22 protein-coding genes and 1 riboswitch are annotated in these 23,515 nt (G+C 45.9%); of the genes, 15 read left to right on the plus strand and 7 right to left on the minus strand.

The annotated features are described in order from the left end of the window. Positions 1-43: 43 nt before the first annotated feature. Positions 44-919 (minus strand): LysR family transcriptional regulator, encoded by an 876-nt coding sequence (locus ACQVGT_RS01180; RefSeq protein ID WP_015385046.1) that lies wholly within the window; start codon positions 917-919, stop codon positions 44-46. 129 nt (positions 920-1,048) lie between these two features. On the opposite strand from ACQVGT_RS01180, the gene ACQVGT_RS01185 reads away from it, so the two are divergent. Continuing rightward, on the plus strand, positions 1,049-1,555 hold the full coding sequence (locus ACQVGT_RS01185; protein ID WP_015385045.1) for a YbhB/YbcL family Raf kinase inhibitor-like protein: 507 nt from the start codon (positions 1,049-1,051) through the stop codon (positions 1,553-1,555). Positions 1,556-1,669: 114 nt separating this feature from the next. Next, a complete protein-coding gene (gene galE, locus ACQVGT_RS01190) occupies positions 1,670-2,692 on the plus strand; it encodes a UDP-glucose 4-epimerase GalE (protein ID WP_015385044.1) in 1,023 nt (340 codons plus the stop codon). Between the two features lie 34 nt (positions 2,693-2,726). On the opposite strand, the gene ACQVGT_RS01195 is transcribed toward galE, so the two are convergent. Beyond that, positions 2,727-3,656, minus strand: coding sequence for a zinc ribbon domain-containing protein (locus ACQVGT_RS01195; RefSeq protein WP_015483896.1), 930 nt, complete (start codon positions 3,654-3,656; stop codon positions 2,727-2,729). 270 nt (positions 3,657-3,926) lie between these two features. Then, a riboswitch (guanidine-I (ykkC/yxkD leader) is annotated at positions 3,927-4,029 on the plus strand. Positions 4,030-4,105: 76 nt separating this feature from the next. Between ACQVGT_RS01195 and ACQVGT_RS01200 the strand changes: the two genes are divergently transcribed. Next, on the plus strand, positions 4,106-4,942 hold the full coding sequence (locus tag ACQVGT_RS01200; protein ID WP_015483895.1) for a YitT family protein: 837 nt from the start codon (positions 4,106-4,108) through the stop codon (positions 4,940-4,942). 41 nt (positions 4,943-4,983) lie between these two features. Here the strand turns inward: ACQVGT_RS01200 and ACQVGT_RS01205 are convergent, their stop codons facing one another. Then, positions 4,984-6,441 carry an aldehyde dehydrogenase family protein gene (locus ACQVGT_RS01205; protein WP_015385041.1) on the minus strand — a complete coding sequence of 486 codons (1,458 nt, stop codon included), beginning with the start codon at positions 6,439-6,441 and terminating at the stop codon, positions 4,984-4,986. Between the two features lie 183 nt (positions 6,442-6,624). Between ACQVGT_RS01205 and ACQVGT_RS01210 the strand changes: the two genes are divergently transcribed. The 3 genes from ACQVGT_RS01210 to ACQVGT_RS01220 all read left to right on the plus strand — a co-directional run bounded on the left by ACQVGT_RS01210 (position 6,625) and on the right by ACQVGT_RS01220 (position 9,680). Continuing rightward, on the plus strand, positions 6,625-7,518 hold the full coding sequence (locus tag ACQVGT_RS01210; protein ID WP_015385040.1) for a PucR family transcriptional regulator: 894 nt from the start codon (positions 6,625-6,627) through the stop codon (positions 7,516-7,518). Between the two features lie 120 nt (positions 7,519-7,638). Further along, on the plus strand, positions 7,639-8,736 hold the full coding sequence (gene msmX / locus ACQVGT_RS01215; RefSeq protein WP_003242648.1) for a maltodextrin ABC transporter ATP-binding protein MsmX: 1,098 nt from the start codon (positions 7,639-7,641) through the stop codon (positions 8,734-8,736). 104 nt (positions 8,737-8,840) lie between these two features. After that, positions 8,841-9,680 (plus strand): polysaccharide deacetylase family protein, encoded by an 840-nt coding sequence (locus ACQVGT_RS01220; protein ID WP_038829093.1) that lies wholly within the window; start codon positions 8,841-8,843, stop codon positions 9,678-9,680. Positions 9,681-9,693: 13 nt separating this feature from the next. On the opposite strand, the gene ACQVGT_RS01225 is transcribed toward ACQVGT_RS01220, so the two are convergent. The 3 genes from ACQVGT_RS01225 to cimH all read right to left on the minus strand — a co-directional run bounded on the left by ACQVGT_RS01225 (position 9,694) and on the right by cimH (position 13,111). Beyond that, positions 9,694-9,891 (minus strand): hypothetical protein, encoded by a 198-nt coding sequence (locus tag ACQVGT_RS01225; RefSeq protein WP_041520077.1) that lies wholly within the window; start codon positions 9,889-9,891, stop codon positions 9,694-9,696. 57 nt (positions 9,892-9,948) lie between these two features. Next, positions 9,949-11,637, minus strand: coding sequence for a M56 family metallopeptidase (locus ACQVGT_RS01230; RefSeq protein WP_080341615.1), 1,689 nt, complete (start codon positions 11,635-11,637; stop codon positions 9,949-9,951). Between the two features lie 121 nt (positions 11,638-11,758). Then, positions 11,759-13,111 (minus strand): citrate/malate transporter CimH, encoded by a 1,353-nt coding sequence (cimH, locus tag ACQVGT_RS01235; RefSeq protein WP_046340289.1) that lies wholly within the window; start codon positions 13,109-13,111, stop codon positions 11,759-11,761. Between the two features lie 554 nt (positions 13,112-13,665). On the opposite strand from cimH, the gene cydA reads away from it, so the two are divergent. The 5 genes from cydA to ACQVGT_RS01260 all read left to right on the plus strand — a co-directional run bounded on the left by cydA (position 13,666) and on the right by ACQVGT_RS01260 (position 20,672). Continuing rightward, positions 13,666-15,072 carry a cytochrome ubiquinol oxidase subunit I gene (cydA, locus tag ACQVGT_RS01240; protein ID WP_003243795.1) on the plus strand — a complete coding sequence of 469 codons (1,407 nt, stop codon included), beginning with the start codon at positions 13,666-13,668 and terminating at the stop codon, positions 15,070-15,072. Then, positions 15,056-16,072, plus strand: coding sequence for a cytochrome d ubiquinol oxidase subunit II (cydB, locus tag ACQVGT_RS01245; RefSeq protein ID WP_015385033.1), 1,017 nt, complete (start codon positions 15,056-15,058; stop codon positions 16,070-16,072). Before cydA ends, cydB begins: the two co-directional genes overlap by 17 nt. Then, positions 16,072-17,775, plus strand: coding sequence for a thiol reductant ABC exporter subunit CydD (cydD, locus tag ACQVGT_RS01250; RefSeq protein ID WP_015483890.1), 1,704 nt, complete (start codon positions 16,072-16,074; stop codon positions 17,773-17,775). The genes cydB and cydD overlap by 1 nt, the downstream gene beginning before the upstream one ends. Further along, complete coding sequence (cydC, locus tag ACQVGT_RS01255; RefSeq protein ID WP_015385031.1) at positions 17,772-19,499, plus strand: thiol reductant ABC exporter subunit CydC; 1,728 nt, start codon at positions 17,772-17,774, stop codon at positions 19,497-19,499. Before cydD ends, cydC begins: the two co-directional genes overlap by 4 nt. A gap of 342 nt (positions 19,500-19,841) precedes the next feature. Beyond that, the gene (locus tag ACQVGT_RS01260; protein ID WP_015385030.1) at positions 19,842-20,672 is read left to right on the plus strand and encodes an NAD(P)H-hydrate dehydratase; all 831 of its coding nucleotides are present in this window, start codon (positions 19,842-19,844) and stop codon (positions 20,670-20,672) included. 14 nt (positions 20,673-20,686) lie between these two features. On the opposite strand, the gene ACQVGT_RS01265 is transcribed toward ACQVGT_RS01260, so the two are convergent. Further along, positions 20,687-22,060: a cytosine permease gene (locus ACQVGT_RS01265; RefSeq protein WP_015483889.1), complete on the minus strand. Its 1,374-nt coding sequence runs from the start codon at positions 22,058-22,060 to the stop codon at positions 20,687-20,689. 211 nt (positions 22,061-22,271) lie between these two features. Here ACQVGT_RS01265 and sigY point away from each other — a divergent pair, with 211 nt between their 5' ends. Genes sigY through yxlE form a run of 4 tightly spaced genes read left to right on the plus strand, consistent with a single transcriptional unit; the run spans position 22,272 to position 23,509 of the window. Beyond that, positions 22,272-22,808 carry an RNA polymerase sigma factor SigY gene (sigY, locus tag ACQVGT_RS01270; RefSeq protein ID WP_015385028.1) on the plus strand — a complete coding sequence of 179 codons (537 nt, stop codon included), beginning with the start codon at positions 22,272-22,274 and terminating at the stop codon, positions 22,806-22,808. Then, on the plus strand, positions 22,801-23,121 hold the full coding sequence (locus ACQVGT_RS01275; protein WP_015385027.1) for a YxlC family protein: 321 nt from the start codon (positions 22,801-22,803) through the stop codon (positions 23,119-23,121). Before sigY ends, ACQVGT_RS01275 begins: the two co-directional genes overlap by 8 nt. Continuing rightward, entirely contained in the window at positions 23,118-23,324 is a 207-nt protein-coding gene (yxlD, locus tag ACQVGT_RS01280) for a sigma Y negative regulator YxlD (protein WP_015385026.1), read from the plus strand. Before ACQVGT_RS01275 ends, yxlD begins: the two co-directional genes overlap by 4 nt. Next, the gene (gene yxlE, locus ACQVGT_RS01285) at positions 23,321-23,509 is read left to right on the plus strand and encodes a sigma Y negative regulator YxlE (RefSeq protein ID WP_003227293.1); all 189 of its coding nucleotides are present in this window, start codon (positions 23,321-23,323) and stop codon (positions 23,507-23,509) included. The genes yxlD and yxlE overlap by 4 nt, the downstream gene beginning before the upstream one ends. Positions 23,510-23,515 lie beyond the last annotated feature (6 nt).

The following is a 23,515-nucleotide window of genomic DNA, read 5'->3' on the forward strand; positions in this document are numbered from 1 at the left end:
ATAGGAAAGGAAATCGTCAACCGGCAGATTGATTTTTCAGCTGCTATACTTGTTCGCGCTGCATAAAGTCATGTAACATGGCGTGAAAATGCTGAATGTCTTCGTTGTTTCTTTTCCACATCATAAACGTTTGGGACGCAGGCAATTCTAGATGTGCAGGCGTGCTGACAGCCATCAGCTTTTTTTCGGCTTCTTCCTGTTTGATAATGTAGGTAGGGAGGAAAGATGCCCCCATTCCCGCTTTCATCATGTGGACAGCCGTATCCGTCTGCCCGACAGCCATCATTTGAAGATACGGGTAATGTGATCGGATGTTATCTAAAAAGGCATTCCCATATGACGGATGATCATGTGTTAGCAGCCGATAGCGGGTTAAGACGGCTGCAGCATCCGGCCTGTTTTCTTGGAAAGGAGCCGCCAGACAAAGCGTACCTTCGCATATATGCTGATAATAAAGAGTGTTGGTGTTCGGGTCTTTCCGTGACAAACCAATATCAGCTGCATTGTGTTCCACCGCTTGTTTAATAGCGTCAGATCCAGCCACATGAGTTGAAAGCTCGACATGCGGATGTTTTTGGATATAGGCTGGCAGAAAGCGAGGCAAGATATAGGACGCAATGTAGGGGTGTACGGCCAGCGTGAGTGATCGGCTGTACCCCTGTTTCCATTGGCTGACTTTCTGCTTTCCAGCTTGGTAAACATGGATCATTTCTTTGGCATAAGGCAAAAAGAGCCTGCCTTCGTCAGTCAGTACGACTCGTCTTCCGCTATGCAAAAACAACCTCATGCCCAGTTCATCTTCCAATTTCCTCATATGCTGAGAAACGGCAGGCTGTGTGAGATACAGACGCTCAGCCGTCTTCCTGAAGCTCTCTGATTCCGCTGCGGCAATAAAGGTTTGCAGCCACTTTAAATCCATGAAATATCTCCTTCACTGCAAGTTATCCATAACAAATTGTTACGTTTACATGCGCATTTGTTTATCACTGATTATACATCGATTCGTTTAGTATACCTATAGGACGAGAAAATAGAGAGAGGGATTCATATGAACATATACGTAGAAGCAAATCCATATTTACATGACAAGTATTCAAAATACGCGGATGAAAAATATAAGAGAGAAGGAAACCCATTTGTCTCCTTTCCGATTCATTTTGATGACATCCCGTCCGGAGCAAAGACGCTCGCACTTACTTTCATCGATCATGACGCCATTCCCGTATGCGGATTCAGCTGGATTCACTGGACAGCGGCTAATATTCCGGCTTACATCGGAGAGCTTCCTGAACATGCGAGTGAGGAAAGACAGGACTTGATGATACAAGGGCAAAACAGCTTTGCTTCACCGCTTGCGGGAAGCAACGATCCAAAGGTGATTCACCAGTATTGCGGGCCGACACCGCCTGACAAGGATCATGCGTATACATTGACGGTCTATGCTTTAGATGCTGAGCTGAATCTTCAGCCGGGCTTTTACTTGAACGAGCTCTACCAAGAAATGAAAGAGCACATTCTTGCTGAAGCCTCTATCGAATTGCTGGCAAGGGTTTAAGCTAAAAAATATGAAAAAACTATTAATAAACGATTAAACTTCTTAAAAATGGATGTGGACCGGTTCTAAACACTATATAATGAAAATAGGTCATTTTTTAGGAGGGTTTACATCATGGCAATACTTGTTACTGGCGGTGCCGGGTACATTGGCAGCCACACATGTGTTGAATTATTGAACAGCGGCTACGAGATTGTTGTTCTTGATAATCTGTCCAACAGTTCGGCTGAGGCGCTGAACCGTGTCAAGGAGATTACGGGAAAAGATTTAACGTTCTACGAAGCGGATTTATTGGACCGGGAAGCGGTAGATTCCGTTTTTGCTGAAAATGAAATCGAAGCTGTGATTCATTTTGCTGGGTTAAAAGCAGTCGGTGAATCTGTTGCGATTCCCCTCAAATATTATCATAACAATCTGACAGGAACGTTTATTTTATGCGAGGCCATGGAGAAATTCGGCGTCAAGAAAATCGTATTCAGTTCATCTGCGACAGTGTACGGCGTTCCGGAAACATCGCCGATTACGGAGGACTTTCCATTAGGCGCGACAAATCCTTATGGGCAGACGAAGCTCATGCTTGAACAAATATTGCGTGATTTGCATACAGCCGACAATGAGTGGAGCGTTGCACTGCTTCGTTACTTTAACCCGTTCGGCGCGCATCCAAGCGGACGGATCGGTGAAGACCCGAACGGAATCCCAAATAACCTTATGCCGTATGTGGCACAGGTAGCAGTCGGGAAGCTCGAGCAATTAAGTGTATTCGGAAATGACTATCCGACAAAAGACGGGACAGGCGTACGCGATTATATTCACGTCGTTGATCTCGCAGAAGGCCACGTCAAGGCGCTGGAAAAAGTATTGAACTCTACAGGAGCCGATGCATACAACCTTGGAACAGGCACAGGCTATAGCGTGCTTGAAATGGTCAAAGCCTTTGAAAAAGTGTCAGGGAAAGAGGTTCCGTACCGTTTTGCGGACCGCCGACCGGGAGACATCGCCACATGCTTTGCAGATCCTGCGAAAGCCAAGTGGGAACTGGGCTGGGAAGCGAAACGCGGCCTTGAGGAAATGTGTGCTGATTCCTGGAGATGGCAGTCTTCTAATGTGAATGGGTATAAGAGTGTAAAATCATAAAAAGAAGGGCAGGGTTTTTCCCTAGCCCTTCTTTTTATTTATCTAAGTTTATTTCAAATGTAAATGGATTGATTGTAATATCATAGTTTTCGGAAGATCCTTCTAAAATAATGTTTGCCGTTTTGCTGTCGATTTTAGGGAAAACAATAATCCCTTCAGTTTTAACTCCCGGTAAGATTTCACTTTGGATTTCAGGATACTCAGAAAGGTCGGATTTAGGCTCAATCTGTTTATTATCAGCTGTAATTTTGGCATTGAAGTCATAAAAGCTGATTTCATCTTGTGATTTGTTTTCTATCTTTACATAAAGGCGAGTTTCTTTTTCAGCAAGTTCCACTTTTTGAAGCGTGAGTGCAAATCCGTGTTGATTCTGTGTTTTATTCACATTAATTGTTTTTTGAGCTGGAGCAAACGCTGTTGCATAGTCGCTTTTTTCAATGGAATCAGCAATGATTCTTGGTGCTGAAACAGAACCGCCCAAAGCGTTTTCACCATCATATTTGTCTTTCACCGTACCGACTACATGAATAATGTCGTCATCTTTAATGTCTAATTCAGGGTCGTCGCTCATTATAAGCGTATTTTTGCTTAACTTTTCTGGATTGTTGTAGCCTTGAAGATATGTACCATCATCGTCTTGTTCAACGTCAAAAACCTTTACATACAGATCAACTTTATAATTTTTAAATTGATCGGCATTGGTATATAGTTTTTCTATATCAGTCTTTTGTACTGTTTTTGTCGACTTTTTAGAATCGGAGCTGGTTGTTGTAGTAGAAGCTTGGGAATCTCCGCTGTTTCCAATGTTTGCAATAATGATAATGAGTACTATCGCTAGAATGATCGTAATGATTTTATGTCTCATAAAAAAATTACGTTGGTCTTTACCGCAGTTCGGACATTTTTTAACACCCTTTGCAATCTCTTGACCGCAAGCTTTACAGTGTGTTAGTTTACCTGACATTATATTTCCTCCTATGTAATTAAATGTTTAATATATATTCTATTTTGCCTATATATTTATGTGTAGTCAATGATAAATCAGAAATATTATTTTAGTTTTTTCTTAAAAAAGGTACTTTGTATTATATCGGTCAAATTTTTCATTTATTAACAGCAGTCATCTTTTTTATTCCTATTAATTTACCGATTAAAACTCCGCAAATACCCCTTGAACCAATTCGAACCGTCCCTTATAATGCTAATATTGGAAAGTGAAAAGGATATGATAAAAACAGTGGTTTTCTAGGGTTCCGCAATGCAAATTGGACTGTGACCGAGAGAAAACACATAGCAGCTTGGCTGTTATGACACGGTGGGATAAAAGCCCAGGAGTTTCTGCTCTTTTTCGAGAGCGTTCTCCTGGGTTTTTTTATTTGCTAGAACAGAAAAATGAGAAGGAGTGTTTTCGTGATGAAAAAGAGAATGCTGGATGTACTTATGCTTGTGATTGGCGCTTTTTTCTTCGCGCTTGCGGTTAATTTATTTGCGATTCCCAATGATCTTGGGGAAGGCGGAGTCACTGGGATTACGCTGATTTTGTATTATCTGTTTCAATGGTCTCCTGGTGTCACGAACTTTACCTTAAATGCGTTTTTGCTTTTAATCGGCTACAAGTTTCTTGATGGAAAAACAACGGTTTATACGATCATTGCGGTTGCGGCAAATTCGCTTTTTCTTCATCTGACACATGGGTGGAGCATTCCGTCTGATGAATTGATCATTAATACGATTTTCGCAGGTGTATTTGCCGGAGTCGGGATCGGCATGATTATCCGGGTCGGCGGGACGACGGCTGGTTCCGCGATTCTGGCCAGAATTGCTAATAAATATTTAGACTGGAATATCAGCTATGCACTCTTGTTTTTTGATTTAATCGTAGTATTTAGCTCTTATTTTATTATTGGTGCAGAAAAAATGATGTTTACGATCGTGATGCTGTATATCGGTACCAAAGTGATGGATTTCATTATTGAAGGTTTGAATACGAAAAAAGCCATTACGGTCATTTCAGAAAATAAGAGTGAGATTGCAGAGCAGGTAAATACCTTGATGGATCGGGGCGTGACGATTTTATCAGGGAAGGGAAATTATACGGGCCAATCAAAAGAGATTTTGTATATCGTCATTAACAAACAGGAGCTGTCTGTGCTGAAAAAAATCATTAGAAGCTGCGACAAAAAAGCGTTTGTGATCGTTCATGACGTACGCGATGTGTTTGGCGAAGGGTTTGTGGATATATCTAAATAAAGAAAAATCCCTCTGTACTTGAAGCAGAGGGATTTTTTCATTTAGAACGGATATTTGCGGTATTGCTTCTGTATCGAAATCCAATTGGTCACGGTAAATTCCTCGACGACCCACGGATTACCGAAGCGGCCGACACCGCTTGCTTTGTTTCCGCCAAAGGCAATATTCGGCGAGTCATTGACGGACTGGTCGTTGACATGGGTCATGCCGCTGTCAATTTGCAGGGCGAACTTTTCGCCTTTTTCTACATCAGAAGTGAAAATCGCAGAGCTGAGGCCGTATTCGGTATCATTTGCCATGTCAATCGCTTCCTGGTCGCTGCCAGCTTTAATAATGGTTGCGATTGGGGCAAACAGCTCCGTTTGGGCAATTTTGCTGTTGTTGTCCGCACCGACAAAGACGTGCGGCGTCAGCACGTTTCCGACACGTTTTCCTTCAACCGCAAGCTCAATGCCGTCTGCCTTTGCCTGCTCAATGATCTCCAGCGCTTTTTCGATTTGGCGCTCGTTGATCAGCGGGCCGACAACGGTTTTCGGATCGGTTTGATCACCGTACGGAAGCTGTTTGACACGGGCGGTGAACTTTTCTACAAACTCATCGTACACATCTTGATGAACGATGATCCTGTTGATAATCATACAGATTTGTCCCTGGTGAATAAATTTTCCGAAAATCGCGGCATCCACAGCACGATCGACATCCGCATCTGAAAGAACGGCAAGTGGATTGTTGCCGCCGAGTTCAAGGGCCATTCGTTTGAAGGCGCGACCGGCGATTTCACCGATGTGGCGCCCGACTGCGGTTGATCCCGTAAAGCTGATTAATCTCGGGATTGGATTGGTCAGCATGCCGTCCCCGATTTCCTTTACATCCGTCAGCATGACGTTAAGGACACCGGCAGGAAGACCGGCGTGTTCGAACGCTTTCGCAATGATGGTTCCGCCGGAAAGAGCGGTTTGGATATCAGGCTTGTGAACAACGCTGTTTCCCAGCGCAATCGCGGGCGCAATGGATCTCATGGATAGATTCATTGGAAAATTAAATGGGGAAGTCGATGAAATGACACCAAGCGGAAGGCGGTAAATCTTATTGGTTTTCCCTTCAATGTTGGATGGCACCTCTTTGACGCCGCCTAATTCGCCGGTATACGTCATGGCTTCATCTAAAATCGCAATCGTTTGTTCCAGCTCGATCGTTGATTTAATGATCGTTCCGCCAGTTTCGCGGGCGATCATCATAATGATGTCATCACGGTTTTCCTGTAAATAGCCGCGCGCTTTTTGCAGGACGGCTTTTCGCTCTTCCGTCGTGCTCTTGGCCCACTCTTTTTGGGCTTTCTGTGCAATGTCAAACGCATCCTCCAGCTGTTTGCCCGTTGCCAAAGATGCTGTTGTGATCACAGACTGGTCATACGGATTCAAAATGTCCTCCGTATGTCCGCTTTCTCCCTCAGTCCATTTTCCATTGATAAAACTTTTGTTTAACGTTTCGAAACTCATAAGATGTCCCTCCTTTGGTCCTGTATGTCCTCTTCTATTTCCGCTGAAGCCAATATGTAAACGAATGAGGTTTTTCTTTCAGTTTCTCGTCTATCTATACCGGATATACTCTTTTTTAGTGGAGAACATGTGTGTTTCGCCTTATACTGAATATACAGATCCTTACATAAGAGAGGAGACTCTATGAAATCGCTGCTGGCTATTTATCCCGGTTCGATTGTGTCTGAGGGGCTTTGCATAAGGGAAGGCTGTCTATGTTTTTTTGATGAGAGCAATCAGAGATATATCTCCATTCCAAAAACAGAGATCAGTGAAAAAGAAGTATTGGTGCTGCAGGCATTTTTGACGCCTGCGGATGAGGGCAATCAAATGTCTATGAAATCACCTGAGGAAAACAAGTGGTTTTCGTTCCTTTTTTCCAGAGGGGAATTGCCGGCGTACATAAAGAAACGGACGAGATTTGTTCACTTTCATTTATTCGGCAAAATAGAAAGGACGTCCTTTACGGAAGCGGTTCGCCATTTTTGGCCGGTGTCTTTTGTGATTGTGTGGATCCATGAGGACAGAGGCGTGATTGTCGAGCAGGAAAGTGAAGCGGCGGCGGAGAAGGACGAACTGGAATCGCTCGCAAAGGTTCTTGAAAGTGATTTCTACTTCAGTGTCCGTTTTTACGCCGGAAGATTTTACGAGCCGGATGAGTGTCTGCGAAAACATTTCGCTCGTGAACAAGCGTATTTCCTGTTTGCTGAAAAACGGCTGCCTCAGGTGCAGAGTGTGACCTTTGAGATGATCTTTCCTTTTCTATTATTAGAAACAGAAAAAGATAAACTGGAAACGCTGCTCTCTGAAGAAGCTGAGCTTTTATTTGGAAGTGAAGCTGAGCTAAGGAAGACCATTAAGCTGTTTATTGAAAACAACTCAAACGTCACATTAACAGCGAAAAAGCTGCATCTGCATCGCAACAGCCTGCAATATCGGATTGATAAATTTATTGAGCGGTCAGGGATAGATATCAAATCGTACAAAGGCGCGCTTCTTGCCTATTTTATCTGCCTGCAAAATGAAAGTTCAGAATAAATTGGAAATATGCACGAAAAATGGCTGGGTGATTTTATGAACGCTGCCCATTTTAGCGAGAGGAAATTGCTGTTACACTCAATATAAGAAAGCGTTTACAATAACAAAGGGGGATGTTAGATGGCTGAATTGCGGATGGAGCACATTTATAAATTTTATGATCAAAAGGAACCGGCGGTTGATGACTTTAACCTTCATATTGCCGATAAGGAATTTATCGTATTCGTCGGCCCGTCCGGCTGCGGGAAATCAACGACGCTGCGAATGGTCGCAGGACTTGAAGAAATTTCGAAAGGCGATTTTTATATTGAAGGAAAACGGGTCAATGATGTAGCGCCAAAGGACAGGGATATCGCGATGGTATTTCAGAACTACGCGCTCTATCCGCATATGACGGTCTACGATAATATCGCGTTCGGGCTCAAGCTTCGGAAAATGCCGAAGCCTGAAATCAAAAAAAGAGTAGAGGAAGCTGCTAAAATTCTCGGGCTGGAGGAATATTTGCACCGTAAACCGAAAGCGCTGTCAGGCGGACAGAGACAGCGGGTTGCGCTGGGCCGGGCAATCGTGCGGGATGCAAAGGTGTTCCTGATGGATGAGCCTTTGTCAAACCTGGATGCGAAGCTGAGGGTGCAAATGCGGGCGGAAATCATTAAGCTCCACCAGAGACTGCAGACTACTACGATTTATGTGACGCATGACCAGACAGAAGCGCTGACGATGGCGACACGGATCGTAGTCATGAAAGATGGGAAAATTCAGCAGATCGGGACGCCGAAGGATGTTTATGAATTCCCTGAAAACGTCTTTGTCGGCGGGTTTATCGGATCACCGGCGATGAACTTTTTCAAAGGAAAGCTCACGGATGGCTTAATCAAAATCGGTTCTGCGGCATTAACCGTCCCGGAAGGAAAAATGAAAGTGCTGCGTGAAAAAGGCTACATCGGCAAAGAGGTCATCTTCGGCATCCGTCCTGAGGATATACATGATGAATTGATTGTCGTGGAATCATATAAGAACTCTTCGATTAAGGCGAAAATCAATGTTGCAGAGCTGCTCGGTTCTGAAATCATGATTTATTCGCAGATCGACAACCAAGACTTTATTGCGCGGATCGACGCCCGCCTCGATATTCAATCGGGCGATGAGCTGACGGTCGCATTTGATATGAACAAAGGCCATTTCTTTGACAGTGAGACAGAAGTGAGAATTCGATAAGATCAAAAAAACCGGACATGGGGATGTCCGGTTTTTTGCTATTGAAAATCTCAGAATCAAACCGATGAAAAAGGAGGAAGAAATAGACAGAAAGCAGGAGAACGATGAAACGATTGTTTTTAAGCGTCTTTCTTTTGGGCAGCTGTTTGGCGCTTGCGGCTTGCGCTGATCAAGAGGCGAATGCAGAGCAGCCGATGCCAAAAGCGGAACAAAAGAAACCGGAAAAAAAGGCAGTACAAGTTCAGAAAAAAGAAGACGATACATCCGCATGGATCAAAACAGAGAAACCGGCAAAGCTGCCGATTTTGATGTACCACAGCATTTCTTCAGGAAACAGCCTCCGTGTGCCAAAAAAAGAATTCGAGGCGCATATGAAGTGGCTTCATGATAACGGCTATCAGACATTAACGCCGAAAGAGGCGTATCTCATGCTGACGCAGGATAAAAAACCGAGTGAGAAGTGCGTGCTGATCACATTTGATGACGGGTACACCGACAATTATCAAGATGCGTATCCGGTGCTGAAAAAGTACGGGATGAAGGCAACGATTTTTATGATCGGCAAATCGATCGGACATAAGCACCATCTGACAGAGGAACAAATGAAGGAAATGGCACAGCACGGCATATCGATTGAAAGCCATACGATTGACCACCTTGAACTGAACGGATTAACGCCTCAACAGCAGCAAAGTGAGATGGCTGATTCGAAAAAGCTGTTTGACAACATGTTTCATCAGCAAACCACCATCATCAGCTATCCGGTAGGGCGCTACAATGAGGAGACGCTGAAGGCCGCTGAAAAAACAGGCTATCAAATGGGCGTGACGACAGAACCGGGCGCGGCTTCGAGAGACCAGGGAATGTATGCCCTCCATCGTGTGCGCGTGTCCCCAGGCATGTCGGGCTCGGCTTTTGGTGCGTACATCGAATCAATGAAATAAAAAAAGGCGGCGTTTAATCGCCGCCCCCTCCGCCGCCACAGCCGGAATCGCTGAAACCTCCGTCACTGCCGCATCCATCATGGTGCGAGCTATGATCTGAATAACCGAAATACCCGCTGTCCGCCTGCTGGCGGCTTTTATTTTCCGATGACTGCGGCTGAATGACTGAAAGAAAAACAATAATAGCTATTATCAATAAGATCACTATCACTTCTGGTCACTCCCTTTTTTCACCATATCTGTTATACGGATGAAACGCTGACCGGTTTCATTTCAAAGTGATCGATTCTTTCAGTCGGTCTCTGAGCCAGCGCTTTAGCACCCCATGTCCTTTGTTTGACAATAAAGTGCCGACACGCCAATACATAGGGGGATGAGGAGCGAACTGAAAATCAATCAATCTGAAAAACCAGCTTTTATCACGGGTGAGAGAGTCAATTTGAAGCTCGTCTTCACCTGTTTCAGAGCTGTAGGCACTTTGTTTCTGTATGTCCTCATCCTGCCGAACCGCCAAGATTCTCAAGGCTTCAGCCATTTGTTTGTAACCGCCCTCCAGCAATGATGCGCCAAGGTTGTCAGCACGCACCTCCATCCATTGTGAACAAAAGGATTGATAGAGCTGGAACAGGATAATGATTGCCATAATGAAAGCCCAAAGCGCAATTTTGTGGGCCTCGGAATGGGTGATATGCTGCTCAAACAAGAGGAAAATCCCAACGACAGCTCCAAGAAATAGAAAACGCAAAAGCTGTGATGACAGAACGTCACGTTTTTTGATATGAATTGCCTCATGGGCCAGAATGCCTTCGATAACACGCTGTGGAAGTGTTAGTGTGGCGCTTGTCAGGATGACCATTGACCTCCCGACATTCATGCCTACTGCCATTCCGTTGTAATCATCACTCTCCGTTTCGTATATGCGGACATGGGAAATGCCGGCCGATCGGAAAATCTTATCGGCCGCTGCCTGTACATGCGGATGATGACAAGGCTTGGCGTCCATCGCCGCCCGCAACACACGGTCTGACATATACATGTTGAATACCCAATACAGGATTACGGCAACAGCCATGACCCATGGAGAGGCATGTAATGCGTATAACGCGAGCACCAATAAGGCGTAAGCGGATACCCCTTTTACGCTGGCGGCAAAATAAAGCTTCCCGAGCAGCCGCTTCACATTTTTTCTATGATAAAATGGCAAAACAGAAATCACATTGTCCACATCGTTTTCTGCATCTGTGTATTCCTGGAGAATTGTTTTCCATTTTTGCGGTTCCTTCACCGTCAGAAACAGTGTTTCGCCGGGAAGAGACAGTTTAATGACTTGCTGAAAGCTTGTTGTCAAATCTAAACGGGATGAATACATCGTCAGTAGCGGATGGAGCTTTAAGAGATCTGCCGTTGATTCAAGCTGAATGTCCTTCAAATCGGAAAGCGGGTATGTACGGGTTTCATAGTGTGAGCTGATATGCAATTTTTCTAAGGCAGCTGAATAAAAAACCTTTACGCTGAAAACATTCAGTATACGCTTCACCAGTGCCCCTCCGCCGGAGATCATGCCGAGAAGGATCACATATTTGAGAGGGCTTGTGTCAGGTCCATAGATGAAAAAAATAACAGCCCCTGCAAACACAATGGCGGTCAGCGTAATGTCTGACAGGAGACGTGTTTTGTTTCTGGCCAGCTCAATTTCCTGCCAGTCTCCCGAAGGTTTTTCCACACGCTCTGAAACAATGAGATCCATTGCGGTCCAATAGCAGAAGAACATTGTCGCGATTGAGATAATGCCGTCCATGAATGAGAGATGAGAGAAGATGTAAACTGCAGCGCCGACCCAAAGAACAATATCAATCCAGAAGTCTACGGCCGGAATGAGTTTTGCTGCCAGGGCTGATATCAAATAAAATCCCAGCCCGAGTAGCATATAGAGAAATAGATGAGTTCCCATAGGCATGCCATATTCCTTTCTATCTAGTATTTCCAACTATTACTATAGCATGAGGCGGGAACTTGCAAAAACATGGACATGCAAAAAAGCAAGCTCTTTCGTTTGACGAAGAACTTGCTTGCGGGGATCAATAAAACTGGTGAAGCAGCAATAAGGTTAAGGATACTGTAATCGCGCCCCCGATGCGGGTAGACACTTGGGCGAAAGGCATTAGTTCAAGCCTTTCAGCGGCGCTTAAAATGGCAACGTCACCGGTGCCGCCTTGCCCAGAATGGCACGCATTGATAATGGCGGTTTCAATCGGATACATGTTCAGCCATTTTCCAGTGAAGAAGCCAACGGCCATCATGGTCACAACGACAGACAGAATCGTAATAATATTGCTGAGGTTAAAAGCGGCGACAAGCTTGTCCCACGGCGTCATGGATACCCCAATTGCAAAGAGAAGCGGGTAGGTCACAGCTGTTGAAAAAAAGCGGGACACTCCAAACGCGCCATTTTCAATTGAGGCAGGCACCAATCTGAACAGCTTGATTAGAACAGCCAGTAACAGCATGGCAACGGGTGCCGGAAAACCGAAAAAATCGTGAGCGAGCATGCCGACTAAGTATAAAGAAACAGCAAGGATACCGCCTGACGCAAATAAAGAAAGGTTGAACATTTGCTGTCCGCTTTGTGATTCCTCCAGCGCAGGGGACTCTTCTTCGGAGCGGTCCACTTTGCCGTTGCCTGTCCATTCCGGTTTTTTCTTTCCGATGCGGTTCAGCAATCCCGCTAGAATAATCGCGCACAGGCTGCCCAGCATAATCGATGGCAGAACAAGTGCAAACGCTTCCCCTTGAGAAATGGGCATGATGTCAGAATATCCGATGGACAGCGGGATAGCGCCTTCTCCGACTCCTCCAGCCATGATCGGAATGACAATGTACAGCAGGGTATGCTGAAATCCGAGTCCGAGCAATGTCCCGACAGCCAGTCCGACAATAGCGGCTGTGACAGAACCGACAATAAGCGGAATAAAGATTTTCATGAATGCTTTTACGAGTGTTTCTCTTTTCATGCCGAGAATGCTTCCGACGACAATACCGGCGATAAACAAATATAGAAAGTTTGAGTTTTCTGTAAATTCTGTGGTGGATTTGACGATATCATTAGGCAGCAGGTGATAGTACACGATAGCGGACGGAATAAAAGTAGCTAGGATGGCTGGGCCGCCGATAGAACGAACTATCGGTATCGATTTGCCGATTTGGGCAAAGGTAAACCCGAAAAACGCCATGACGGCGATGGATGTCAAAATGTCACTTTTTACATCGTGATGCATAACAAAAACAGTGATTAATATAAACAGCAAGGCATACACAGGAAGCGGTATGATGCCTACTTTTATATTCATGGCTTTCGCAAACCAATTCTCTTTTCGAACCCCTTCGTGAATTGTATCCGTTTGCAATTGCATGTGTGTTTGAAGCTCTCCCATTGAAAAACCTCCCCTATTCTTGATGCAGTGAAATTGTTCACTATGTTAAGTATACTAAAAAATTGAAATTATTAATATATTAAAAATTTACTATTCAACTTTTCTCCACTTGCCGTTTTAGTTGGAAAGAGGCATTCTGACTAAAATCGGTTTATGACGGAATGCTGGGAATCGAGTGCTGGTGCGGGGCAAGCATTTTGTTCGCAAGGAACGATGTGTTGATGTACGATAATAAAGGGTCATTTATCCTAGCAGCCGACATAAATAAGCAACAAAATAGACAAAAATCCGTCACATAGCGCGGGACTTTTTAGGTATTTTAGGCTTTATTTTTGAAATGAATCGTTGTAAAGTACTTAATATGAACCAGTCAGAGATTGTGTCATTTGGTCAGTCTAGCAATCTTGCATCATATTGAACGACTTTTTGACACATTTGTGAAATATTGAGCAATATTTTTTTCGTCTATTTTGTGAATTGCTGATCAAAGTTTTGGTTCTATTTGTGAAGTAGTGAGCAAATTAACAGTTTCAACCGGAAATGGAGGAGAAAGCATGAGTGAATTGGTATTAGCCCGCATACAATTTGCATCAACAACGTTGTTTCACTTCTTGTTTGTGCCGATGTCTATCGGGCTTGTGTTTATGGTTGCGTTGATGGAGACTCTTTATCTTGTAAAGAAAAATGAGCTGTATCTCAAAATGGCAAAGTTTTGGGGACACTTATTCTTAATAAATTTCGCAGTCGGTGTTGTAACGGGGATTCTGCAAGAATTCCAGTTTGGACTGAACTGGTCTGATTACTCCCGTTTTGTCGGAGATGTATTTGGCGCTCCGCTTGCGATTGAAGCATTATTGGCGTTTTTCATGGAATCTATTTTTATCGGATTATGGATTTTTGGCTGGGACCGCCTGCCGAAGAAAATTCACGCTCTCTGCATATGGCTCGTATCATTCGGAACGATCATGTCATCTTTCTGGATTTTAACAGCAAACTCCTTTATGCAGGAGCCGGTCGGCTTTACGATTAAAAACGGCCGCGCGGAAATGAATGATTTTGGCGCGTTGATTACAAACCCTCAGCTCTGGGTTGAATTCCCGCACGTCATTTTCGGTGCGCTTGCCACTGGAGCTTTCTTTATTGCCGGAGTGAGTGCTTTTAAACTGCTGAAGAAAAAAGAAGTGCCGTTCTTTAAACAATCTTTTAAACTCGCAATGATCGTCGGCCTTTGTGCCGGTCTTGGCGTCGGCCTTAGCGGACACATGCAGGCTGAGCACTTGATGGAATCACAGCCGATGAAAATGGCTGCCAGTGAAGGCCTATGGGAAGACAGCGGTGACCCTGCTGCTTGGACCGCTTTTGCGACGATCGATACAAAAAATGAAAAAAGCTCAAATGAAATCAAAGTTCCTTATGCCTTGAGCTACTTGGCTTATCAGAAATTCAGCGGAAGTGTCAAAGGGATGAAAACCCTTCAGGCTGAGTACGAAAAAATATACGGAAAAGGCGACTACATTCCGCCAGTGAAAACGACATTCTGGAGCTTCCGCATCATGGTTGGCGCAGGCGTTGTCATGATTCTTGCTGCGTTAGGCGGCCTCTGGCTGAACCGCCGCAAAAAGCTTGAAAACAGCAAATGGTATTTGCGCATCATGATCGCGTTGATTTCCTTCCCGTTTCTTGCGAACTCCGCGGGCTGGATTATGACAGAAATCGGACGTCAGCCTTGGACGGTTATGGGCTTGATGACAACGGCTCAATCTGTGTCGCCTAACGTAACTGCGGGTTCCTTGTTATTCTCAATCATCGCATTCGGTGTGATGTACATGATTCTGGGCGCGCTGCTTGTCTTCTTGTTTATCCGTGAGATTAAAAAAGGTGCGGAGCATGATAATCATCATGATGTGCCTGTATCAACAGATCCATTTAGTCAGGAGGTATACCATGGCATCTCTTCATGATCTTTGGTTTATACTCGTTGCTGTATTGTTTGTAGGATTCTTCTTTTTGGAGGGCTTTGATTTCGGGGTCGGCATGGCGACCCGTTTTCTTGGCCATAATGAATTAGAACGCAGAGTGCTGATCAACACGATCGGGCCGTTCTGGGACGCGAATGAAGTGTGGCTTTTGACTGGCGCAGGCGCCATTTTCGCGGCATTCCCAAACTGGTATGCAACGATGCTGAGCGGTTATTACATTCCGTTTGTCATAGTGCTGCTTGCGTTAATGGGCCGCGGGGTCGCGTTTGAGTTCCGCGGCAAGGTGGATCATTTAAAATGGGTAAAGGTTTGGGACTGGGTCGTTTTCTTCGGCAGTCTGATTCCTCCGTTTGTGCTTGGTGTGCTGTTCACGACATTATTCCGCGGGATGCCGATTGATGCCGACATGAACATTCACGCACATGTATCTGATTATATCAATGTATATTCTATACTTGGCGGTGTGACGGTAACACTTCTTTGCTTCCAGCATGGATTAATGTTTATCACGCTGCGTACGATTGGTGATTTGCAAAACCGCGCCCGGAAAATGGCGCAAAAGATAATGGGTGTTGTTTTTGTAGCGGTTCTTGCCTTCGCGGCCCTTTCTGCGTATCAGACAGACATGTTTACACGCCGCGGCGAGATTACCATTCCGCTCACTGTTTTGATTGTCATCTGCTTTATGTTCGCGGCTGTATTTATTCGTAAGAAAAAAGACGGCTGGACATTTGCGATGACAGGTGCTGGTCTGGCGCTGACCGTGGGAATGATCTTTATTTCCCTATTCCCTCGCGTAATGGTCAGCTCGATTCAAAGCGCGTTCGATTTAACAGTAGCTAACGCTTCTTCCGGAGATTATTCGCTTAAAGTCATGTCAATTGCAGCATTAACGCTATTGCCGTTCGTCATCGGCAGCCAGATCTGGAGCTATTATGTCTTCCGGAAGCGCGTCAGTCATAAGGAGCCTATGACTTATTAATGGGAAAAGACCTGTTTCGATATAAAGGAATGAAGCGGATTCTCACCGTGATTACTTGCTTAACGCTGATTCAGACAGCCGCTATTATCATGCAGGCAGAGTGGCTGAGTGAAGCTGTAACCGGGCTTTTCAACGGGAAGAGCATTGCCTCCCTGTTTCCGGTGATCGGCTTTTTCCTCATCGCTTTTGTCGCGCGGCACGGGGTGACAGTGGCGCGTCAGAAAATCGTCTATCATTATGCCGCCCGGACGGGAGCTGATTTGAGGAAAAGCTTTCTCGATCAGCTGTTCCGCTTAGGCCCCCGCTTTGCAAAGAAAGAGGGGACGGGGCAAATGGTGACGCTGGCGATGGAAGGCATCATCCAGTTCCGCCGTTACCTTGAACTGTTTTTGCCGAAAATGGTCAGCATGGCGATTGTGCCTGCGGCAGTTGTCATTTATGTGTTTTTTCAGGATCAGACATCAGCCATCATTTTAGTCGCTGCTATGCCGATTCTGATCATCTTTATGATTCTCCTCGGCCTTGTCGCGCAGAGAAAAGCGGATCGTCAGTGGAAATCCTATCAGAGACTTTCCAATCATTTTGTTGATTCTCTTCGCGGGCTGGAGACATTGCGTTTCCTAGGTTTGAGCAAGTCACACAGCAAAAATATTTTCTATGTGAGTGAGCGGTATCGCAAGGCAACGATGAGCACACTCCGGGTGGCGTTTTTGTCATCATTCGCCCTCGATTTTTTCACGATGCTGTCGGTGGCGACAGTCGCAGTATTTCTGGGCCTGCGCCTTATTGACGGCGATATTTTGCTTGGCCCTGCTTTAACGGCGCTTATTCTGGCACCTGAGTATTTTTTGCCGGTGCGGGAAGTGGGGAATGATTATCATGCAACGCTGAACGGCCAGGAAGCAGGAAAAACCATTCAAGAGATTTTGTCACAGCCTGGTTTTAAAGAAGAGACGCCGCTTCAGCTTGAGGCTTGGTCCGATCAGGATGAGCTGAAGCTGTCAGGCGTGTCAGTCGGCCGTTCGGTGTCTGATATTCATCTCTCATTCAAAGGCAAGAAAAAAATCGGCATTATCGGTGCAAGCGGCGCAGGAAAATCAACATTAATTGATATTCTCGGCGGATTTTTAGAGCCGGATGGCGGGATGATTGAGGTTAATGGTACAAGCCGGTCCCATTTGCAGGACGGCAGCTGGCAGAAGAACCTTCTTTACATCCCTCAGCATCCGTACATTTTTGATGAAAAGCTTGGGAACAACATTCGCTTCTACCATCCAAGCGCTTCGGCAGAGGATACAGCCCGTGCTGCTGCTGCGGCGGGACTGGCGGAGCTGGTGGATAGCCTTCCTGAAGGATTAGAGGGGCGGATCGGGGAAGGCGGCCAGGCGCTCAGCGGCGGCCAGGCACAGCGTGTCGCGCTGGCCCGCGCCTTTTTGGGAAACCGTCCGATCCTGCTGCTGGATGAGCCGACCGCCCATCTTGATATCGAAACAGAATATGAAATAAAAGAAACGATGCTGGATTTATTTGAGGATAAGCTCGTCTTTCTCGCGACTCACCGCCTTCACTGGATGCTCGATATGGACGAAATTATCGTGCTGGACGGAGGCAGGGTTGCGGAAGTCGGGACTCACGATGAATTGCTGGCGAAAAACGGTGTGTATACCAAACTCGTGAAGGCACAACTGGGGGAAAGAGCATGAAGAAAGAAGAATGGATTTTGCCGTATATCAAGCAAAATGCCCGCCTGTTTGTTCTGGTTATCTTTTTGGGCGCGGTGACGATTTTTTCTGCTGCTTTTCTCATGTTCACCTCGGGTTTTTTGATCTCTAAGGCGGCGACAAGGCCGGAAAACATCCTGCTCATTTATGTGCCGATTGTCGCTGTGCGCACCTTTGGGATTGCGCGCTCTGTATCGCGATATGTGGAACGGCTCGTCGGGCATCACATTATTTTGAAAATCGTATCCGACATGCGCGTCCGCCTTTACAATATGCTTGAGCCGGGTGCTTTGATGCTGCGTTCCCGTTTTCGCACGGGGGATATGCTCGGTATTTTGTCTGAGGATATTGAGCATTTGCAGGATGCTTTCTTAAAAACGATTTTTCCTGCGATCTCAGCCTTGCTCCTGTATGCTGTCTCAGTGATAGCGCTCGGCTTCTTCTCTTGGCCGTTTGCCATATTGTTTGCGCTTTATTTGTTTGTTCTTGTTGTATTGTTTCCGGTTGTGTCTTTGCTCGTGACGAGAGCGAAGAATGCGAAGCTGAAAAGCGGACGGAATGTGCTGTACAGCCGTCTGACAGATGCTGTGATGGGTGTCAGCGACTGGATGTTCAGCGGACGCCGGCATGCGTTTATTGATTCCTATGAAAAAGAGGAACATGATTGGTTTGAGCTTGAACGGAAAAAGCAATGCTTTACGAGATGGCGGGATTTTGCTGCGCAATGCCTTGTCGCCGGCCTTATTTTGCTGATGCTGTTTTGGACAGCGGGACAGCAAGCGGACGGCGAGCTCGCTAAAACGATGATTGCCGCTTTTGTGTTAGTGGTGTTTCCGTTGACGGAAGCCTTTTTACCGCTTTCCGATGCTTTAGGCGAAGTGCCGGGCTATCAGGATTCTATCAAACGAATGAACAGGGTGACTCCTCAGCCGGAGGCATCACAAACTGAATCAGGGGATCAAATGCTCGATCTTCAAGATGTCACCTTGGCCTTTCGTGATGTGACGTTTTCTTATGACAACAGCAGCAAAGTGCTTGACAACTTTTCCTTTACGCTGCGCCAAGGAGAAAAAATGGCGCTGCTCGGCCGAAGCGGCTCTGGGAAATCAACATCGCTTGCATTAATCGAAGGAGCCTTGAAGCCAGACTCCGGTTCTGTAACGTTAAACGGAGTGGAGACAGCGCTGCTAAAGGATCAGATTGCGGATGCGGTGGCCGTGTTAAATCAAAAACCGCACCTGTTTGATACAAGTATTTTGAACAACATCAGGCTCGGAAACGGAGATGCAAGCGACGAGGATGTGCGCCGCGCCGCAAAGCAGGTTAAGCTGCATGACTATATTGAGTCATTGCCTGACGGATATCATACCTCTGTACAAGAAACCGGCATCCGTTTTTCCGGTGGAGAGCGCCAGCGGATCGCACTTGCGAGGATTTTGCTGCAGGATACACCGATCATCATCCTCGATGAGCCAACAGTCGGCCTCGATCCTATTACCGAACGTGAATTGATGGAAACGGTGTTTGAGGTGCTGAAAGGAAAAACGATTCTATGGATTACGCACCATCTCGCGGGAGTGGAAGCGGCTGATAAAATCGTGTTTCTCGAAAACGGAAAAACGGAAATGGAAGGAACGCATGAGGAGCTTCTGGCGGCAAACGAACGGTACAGCCGCCTGTATCACCTTGATGTTCCTGTAAAATAGAAGACAGCCCATGAGGCTGTCTTTCATCGTGTCGACAAACCCTCGCATTCGTTGTCAGTCCTGCGCGTTGGTGCTCACGAATGACTAAGGAACAGCGGCTAAATGCTTAGGCGTCCTGCCCAAACACCGCTGTCATCACATCCTGTGAAAGTCTGCTCCGATGCTCGCCCTTCCTAGACTTCAAGGGTTTTCAATCACGCTGAATAGATGACATAATCATAAAATGAAAACCATTTTATGATTTTATCAACAATCTAAGACAGCCCTAAAAGGCTGTCTTTTTTTGTTTGAAAAAGAAAAGATGCAGGAAAAATAGGAAAAGAAAGCAGAGGAGGGATAGAGATGAATGTTGCATATTGGACGGAAGAGCATGTAAGGGCCACGCTTCCTGAAAGAGATGCGGAGAGCCATAAAGGCACGTACGGTACGGCTTTGCTGATGGCTGGAAGTGACGACATGCCGGGGGCAGCGCTGCTTGCAGGGCTTGGGGCCATGCGGAGCGGTCTCGGCAAGCTTGTCATCGGTACATCAGAAAGCGTAATCCCGTTAATTGTTCCTGTTTTGCCCGAGGCGACCTATTGGCGTGACGGCTGGAAAAAAGCGGCGGGTGCTCAGCTTGAAGAGACGTACCGGGCCATTGCCATCGGATCGGGCCTTCCGCAAACGGAAAGCGTACAGCAGGCAGTCGATCATGTGCTTACGGCTGATTGTCCTGTTATTTTGGATGCCGGAGCGCTGGAGAAGCGCACATATCCGAAACGGGAGGCACCCGTCATCCTCACGCCGCACCCGGGCGAGTTTTCCCGAATGACAGGGATGCCCGTGAACGAATTGCAGAAAAAAAGAGCGGAATATGCAAAGGAATGGGCGGCTCAGCTGCAGACTGTCATTGTGTTAAAAGGAAACCAAACCGTCATCGCGTTTCCTGATGGAGACTGCTGGCTCAATCCAACCGGAAACGGGGCGCTCGCCAAGGGCGGCACCGGTGACACACTGACGGGCATGATATTGGGGATGCTCTGCTGTCATGAAGATCCAAAGCACGCCATATTAAACGCGGTCTATTTGCATGGTGCGTGCGCCGAGCTCTGGACGGACGAGCACTCCGCTCATACGCTGCTCGCTCATGAGCTATCTGACATGCTGCCCCGCGTGTGGAAGCGATTTGAATGATAAAAAAGCTGTCTTCAGAGAGAAGACAGCTTTTCTTGATACCCCGCCCGTTTTTTCAGACGCGGTTTCATTAATACATAGTAAAGCACAGAAGGCACGGCCAAGCCGATAATCCATGCAATGTCTCCGCCGCCAAACACTTTGGCAAGCGGTCCGATGTAAAAGCTTGTGTTGATAAACGGAATTTCCAGCAAGATAGACAGAACGAACGCAATTGTGGTGATCCAATTGACCTTTCCATAAGGCCCGTTTACGTCGAACATGGCTTTGACTTGATACTTTCCGTGGCGGACGAAGTAGTAATCGACTAAATTGATTGCCGTCCACGGAATTAAGAAATAACTGATGAAAAAGATAAAATTCAAAAACAGCTCCATAAAATTGCTCTGTCCCAGTAGGCTTAAGACTGTGCCGACAAGCGTGACACCCAGGATCATGATGATTCTGACTTTGGGCGTGACTTTTAATTTCAGAAACGGCTCCAGCGTTGTTGTCGTGGACATGAAAGCCCCATACAGGTTAAAAACATTGATCGCCATTTGCCCAAATAACACAATGATCAGCATAATAAACGAGAAGGGACCGAACAATTGGACAATCTGGCTGCCTGAGTTTGCCGTAAAGTCAGGCAGTGAGGTTGTCAGCAATGCGCCGAGCAGCATCATCCAGATGGAGCTGACAGATGTACCTGCATAGCTGTACCAAAATGTTTTTGAAGCCGGTGTTTTAACTGGCAGATATCTTGAATAATCGGCAACATACGGCGCGTAGGCAAGCTGCCACGTCGCAACTGCGCTGACTGCCACCAAGAAAATTGGCAGATCAATCGCTCCGGGAATCCAGCTGCCTGCCGGAATCGGCAATTGAAAAATGAGAATCGTTGCAGCAAAAAATACAGCAAAAGAGGTCCAAGAAAGGATTTTTTGCATTTTGTGAATCAAATCATGGCCGAAAATGGTGAGTAAAAAACATACGGCGCTTAAGCCTATAATGCTCCATGATCCCGGGATGGGAACAAAGCTGCTTAAGGTTCCGGCCGCCAGAATCGTGCTGCTTGCGAAGAAACCAAGGTAGATAAACATGACTAAGAAGAGGGGAAGAATCGCTCCGATTACGCCGAATTGGGCACGGCTTTGAATCATTTGCGGGATGCCAAGCTGAGGGCCTTGCGCGGAATGAGACGCCATAAATATGGCACCGATTAAGGTTCCGCAAATAATAGCGGCAACACTCCAAAACAGATTAAGTCCCATTGCAACGGGAATCGTGCCAGTCACTAACGTGGTGATATGCATATTAGCGCCGAACCATACGGGAAATAAATCTTTCGCTTTACCATGTCTTTCTTCATTCGGAATATATTCAATCGTTCGCCTTTCTACTTTCAATGCATCGTCCTCCATATTGGATGTTTTTTTGAAATCGACATAAAGTCATAGCTTAACAGACTATGAGGGGGTTTACAAATAAGGATATGCAGCCAAACGGCCGGGAAGCTTGATCTGTCAATGGCTGAAAAGAATTGTAAAAAAGATGAACGCTTTTGAATCCGGTGTCGTCTCATAAGGCAGAAAAACAAAAAAGGGGGGATCACGGTCATTGGATACACATGAAGAACAGCGGCTGATCCAGCAGGCGAAAGAGGGAAACGACGAGGCGTTTACAGCCCTTTTCCACTATCACTATTCTTTCTTATATAAATACTTGTTAAAGCTTTCCCTTCACCCTGATCTCAGCGAGGAACTTGTTCAGGAAACCTTTCTGAAAGGGTACATCCATTTAAGAAGCTTTCAGGGCCGTTCAAAATTCTCCACATGGCTGATCTCCATTGCATCGCGGCTCTATCTCGATCACCAGAAAAAGAGAAAGAGAGAATGGAAACGGAATCAGACAGTTACGGAGGAAACAATCCGCAAGATTAAGTGGGACGTGTCAGTGAAAGGGGCAGAATGGAGCGAGACGCTTGATCTGTTTTCAAAGCTGGACCCTAAATTGCGCACGCCAGTTTTATTAAGGCATTACTACGGCTATACCTACGCCGAAATCGGAGTGATGCTTCAAATCAAAGAAGGCACTGTAAAATCCAGAGTTCATAAAGGGCTCCAGCAAATCAGAAAGGAGTGGAACGATGAATAAAGAAAAGCTTTCAATTCATTTCAAATCAGAATTGCAGAAAATTGATCAAACAGCCAATCCCTCTATACCAGATCAAAAAGAACTGCTTTACCAGCTGTTACAAATGAAAGCTGAACGCAGAAAAAAACTGATGAAAGAGATCGTCTTATTTGTATTCTGTGCGCTGATGGTTGTGAGTGCGGCAATCCTGGCATTCACTCAAGCTCCTGCTGTGTTTATTGTGCTTCAAGTTTGTGTGCTTGCGGTGCTGCCGATTTTGATTGCGGCTGAGAAAAAAAGGCATCTCGGCGAATGTGAGGTGAAACGCAGATGACACAAACAGAAATTGTCATAACGGTTGCGGCTTGTCTCGTCGTATTGTCACAGGGAATCTTTTTATTTATTGATGCGAAAAAACGTAATCGCATGGCATGGGTTTGGGGGATTGTCGGATTGATTCAAGCACCGATGCCTCTGATTTGTTATTACTTTTTTGTCATTAGGCCGGATCGGAAGAAAAGGGGGATCAAGCAATGAATATTTCTTGGGAAATGATTTTGCCGCTGATTGTATTACAGCTGGCTTTGGCGGTGTTTGCCCTCATCAGCTGTATAAAAGAAGAGCGGACGAACGGGCCAAAGTGGATGTGGGCTGCAATCATCGTATGTATCAATATTATCGGGCCGATTTTATTTTTCACCGTCGGCAGAAAGCAAAGGTGAGCTGGC

The sequence above is a fragment of the Bacillus sp. SCT118 genome, assembly GCF_058566435.1.

Coding starts and splice junctions, on each gene's coding strand:
- ACQVGT_RS01180 (WP_015385046.1), bottom strand. CDS start 919: ATGGATTTAAAGTGGCTGCAAACCTTTATTGCCGCAGCGGAATCAGAG.
- ACQVGT_RS01185 (WP_015385045.1), top strand. CDS start 1,049: ATGAACATATACGTAGAAGCAAATCCATATTTACATGACAAGTATTCA.
- galE (WP_015385044.1), top strand. CDS start 1,670: ATGGCAATACTTGTTACTGGCGGTGCCGGGTACATTGGCAGCCACACA.
- ACQVGT_RS01195 (WP_015483896.1), bottom strand. CDS start 3,656: ATGTCAGGTAAACTAACACACTGTAAAGCTTGCGGTCAAGAGATTGCA.
- ACQVGT_RS01200 (WP_015483895.1), top strand. CDS start 4,106: ATGAAAAAGAGAATGCTGGATGTACTTATGCTTGTGATTGGCGCTTTT.
- ACQVGT_RS01205 (WP_015385041.1), bottom strand. CDS start 6,441: ATGAGTTTCGAAACGTTAAACAAAAGTTTTATCAATGGAAAATGGACT.
- ACQVGT_RS01210 (WP_015385040.1), top strand. CDS start 6,625: ATGAAATCGCTGCTGGCTATTTATCCCGGTTCGATTGTGTCTGAGGGG.
- msmX (WP_003242648.1), top strand. CDS start 7,639: ATGGCTGAATTGCGGATGGAGCACATTTATAAATTTTATGATCAAAAG.
- ACQVGT_RS01220 (WP_038829093.1), top strand. CDS start 8,841: ATGAAACGATTGTTTTTAAGCGTCTTTCTTTTGGGCAGCTGTTTGGCG.
- ACQVGT_RS01230 (WP_080341615.1), bottom strand. CDS start 11,637: ATGCCTATGGGAACTCATCTATTTCTCTATATGCTACTCGGGCTGGGA.
- cimH (WP_046340289.1), bottom strand. CDS start 13,111: ATGGGAGAGCTTCAAACACACATGCAATTGCAAACGGATACAATTCAC.
- cydA (WP_003243795.1), top strand. CDS start 13,666: ATGAGTGAATTGGTATTAGCCCGCATACAATTTGCATCAACAACGTTG.
- cydB (WP_015385033.1), top strand. CDS start 15,056: ATGGCATCTCTTCATGATCTTTGGTTTATACTCGTTGCTGTATTGTTT.
- cydD (WP_015483890.1), top strand. CDS start 16,072: ATGGGAAAAGACCTGTTTCGATATAAAGGAATGAAGCGGATTCTCACC.
- cydC (WP_015385031.1), top strand. CDS start 17,772: ATGAAGAAAGAAGAATGGATTTTGCCGTATATCAAGCAAAATGCCCGC.
- ACQVGT_RS01260 (WP_015385030.1), top strand. CDS start 19,842: ATGAATGTTGCATATTGGACGGAAGAGCATGTAAGGGCCACGCTTCCT.
- ACQVGT_RS01275 (WP_015385027.1), top strand. CDS start 22,801: ATGAATAAAGAAAAGCTTTCAATTCATTTCAAATCAGAATTGCAGAAA.
- yxlD (WP_015385026.1), top strand. CDS start 23,118: ATGACACAAACAGAAATTGTCATAACGGTTGCGGCTTGTCTCGTCGTA.
- yxlE (WP_003227293.1), top strand. CDS start 23,321: ATGAATATTTCTTGGGAAATGATTTTGCCGCTGATTGTATTACAGCTG.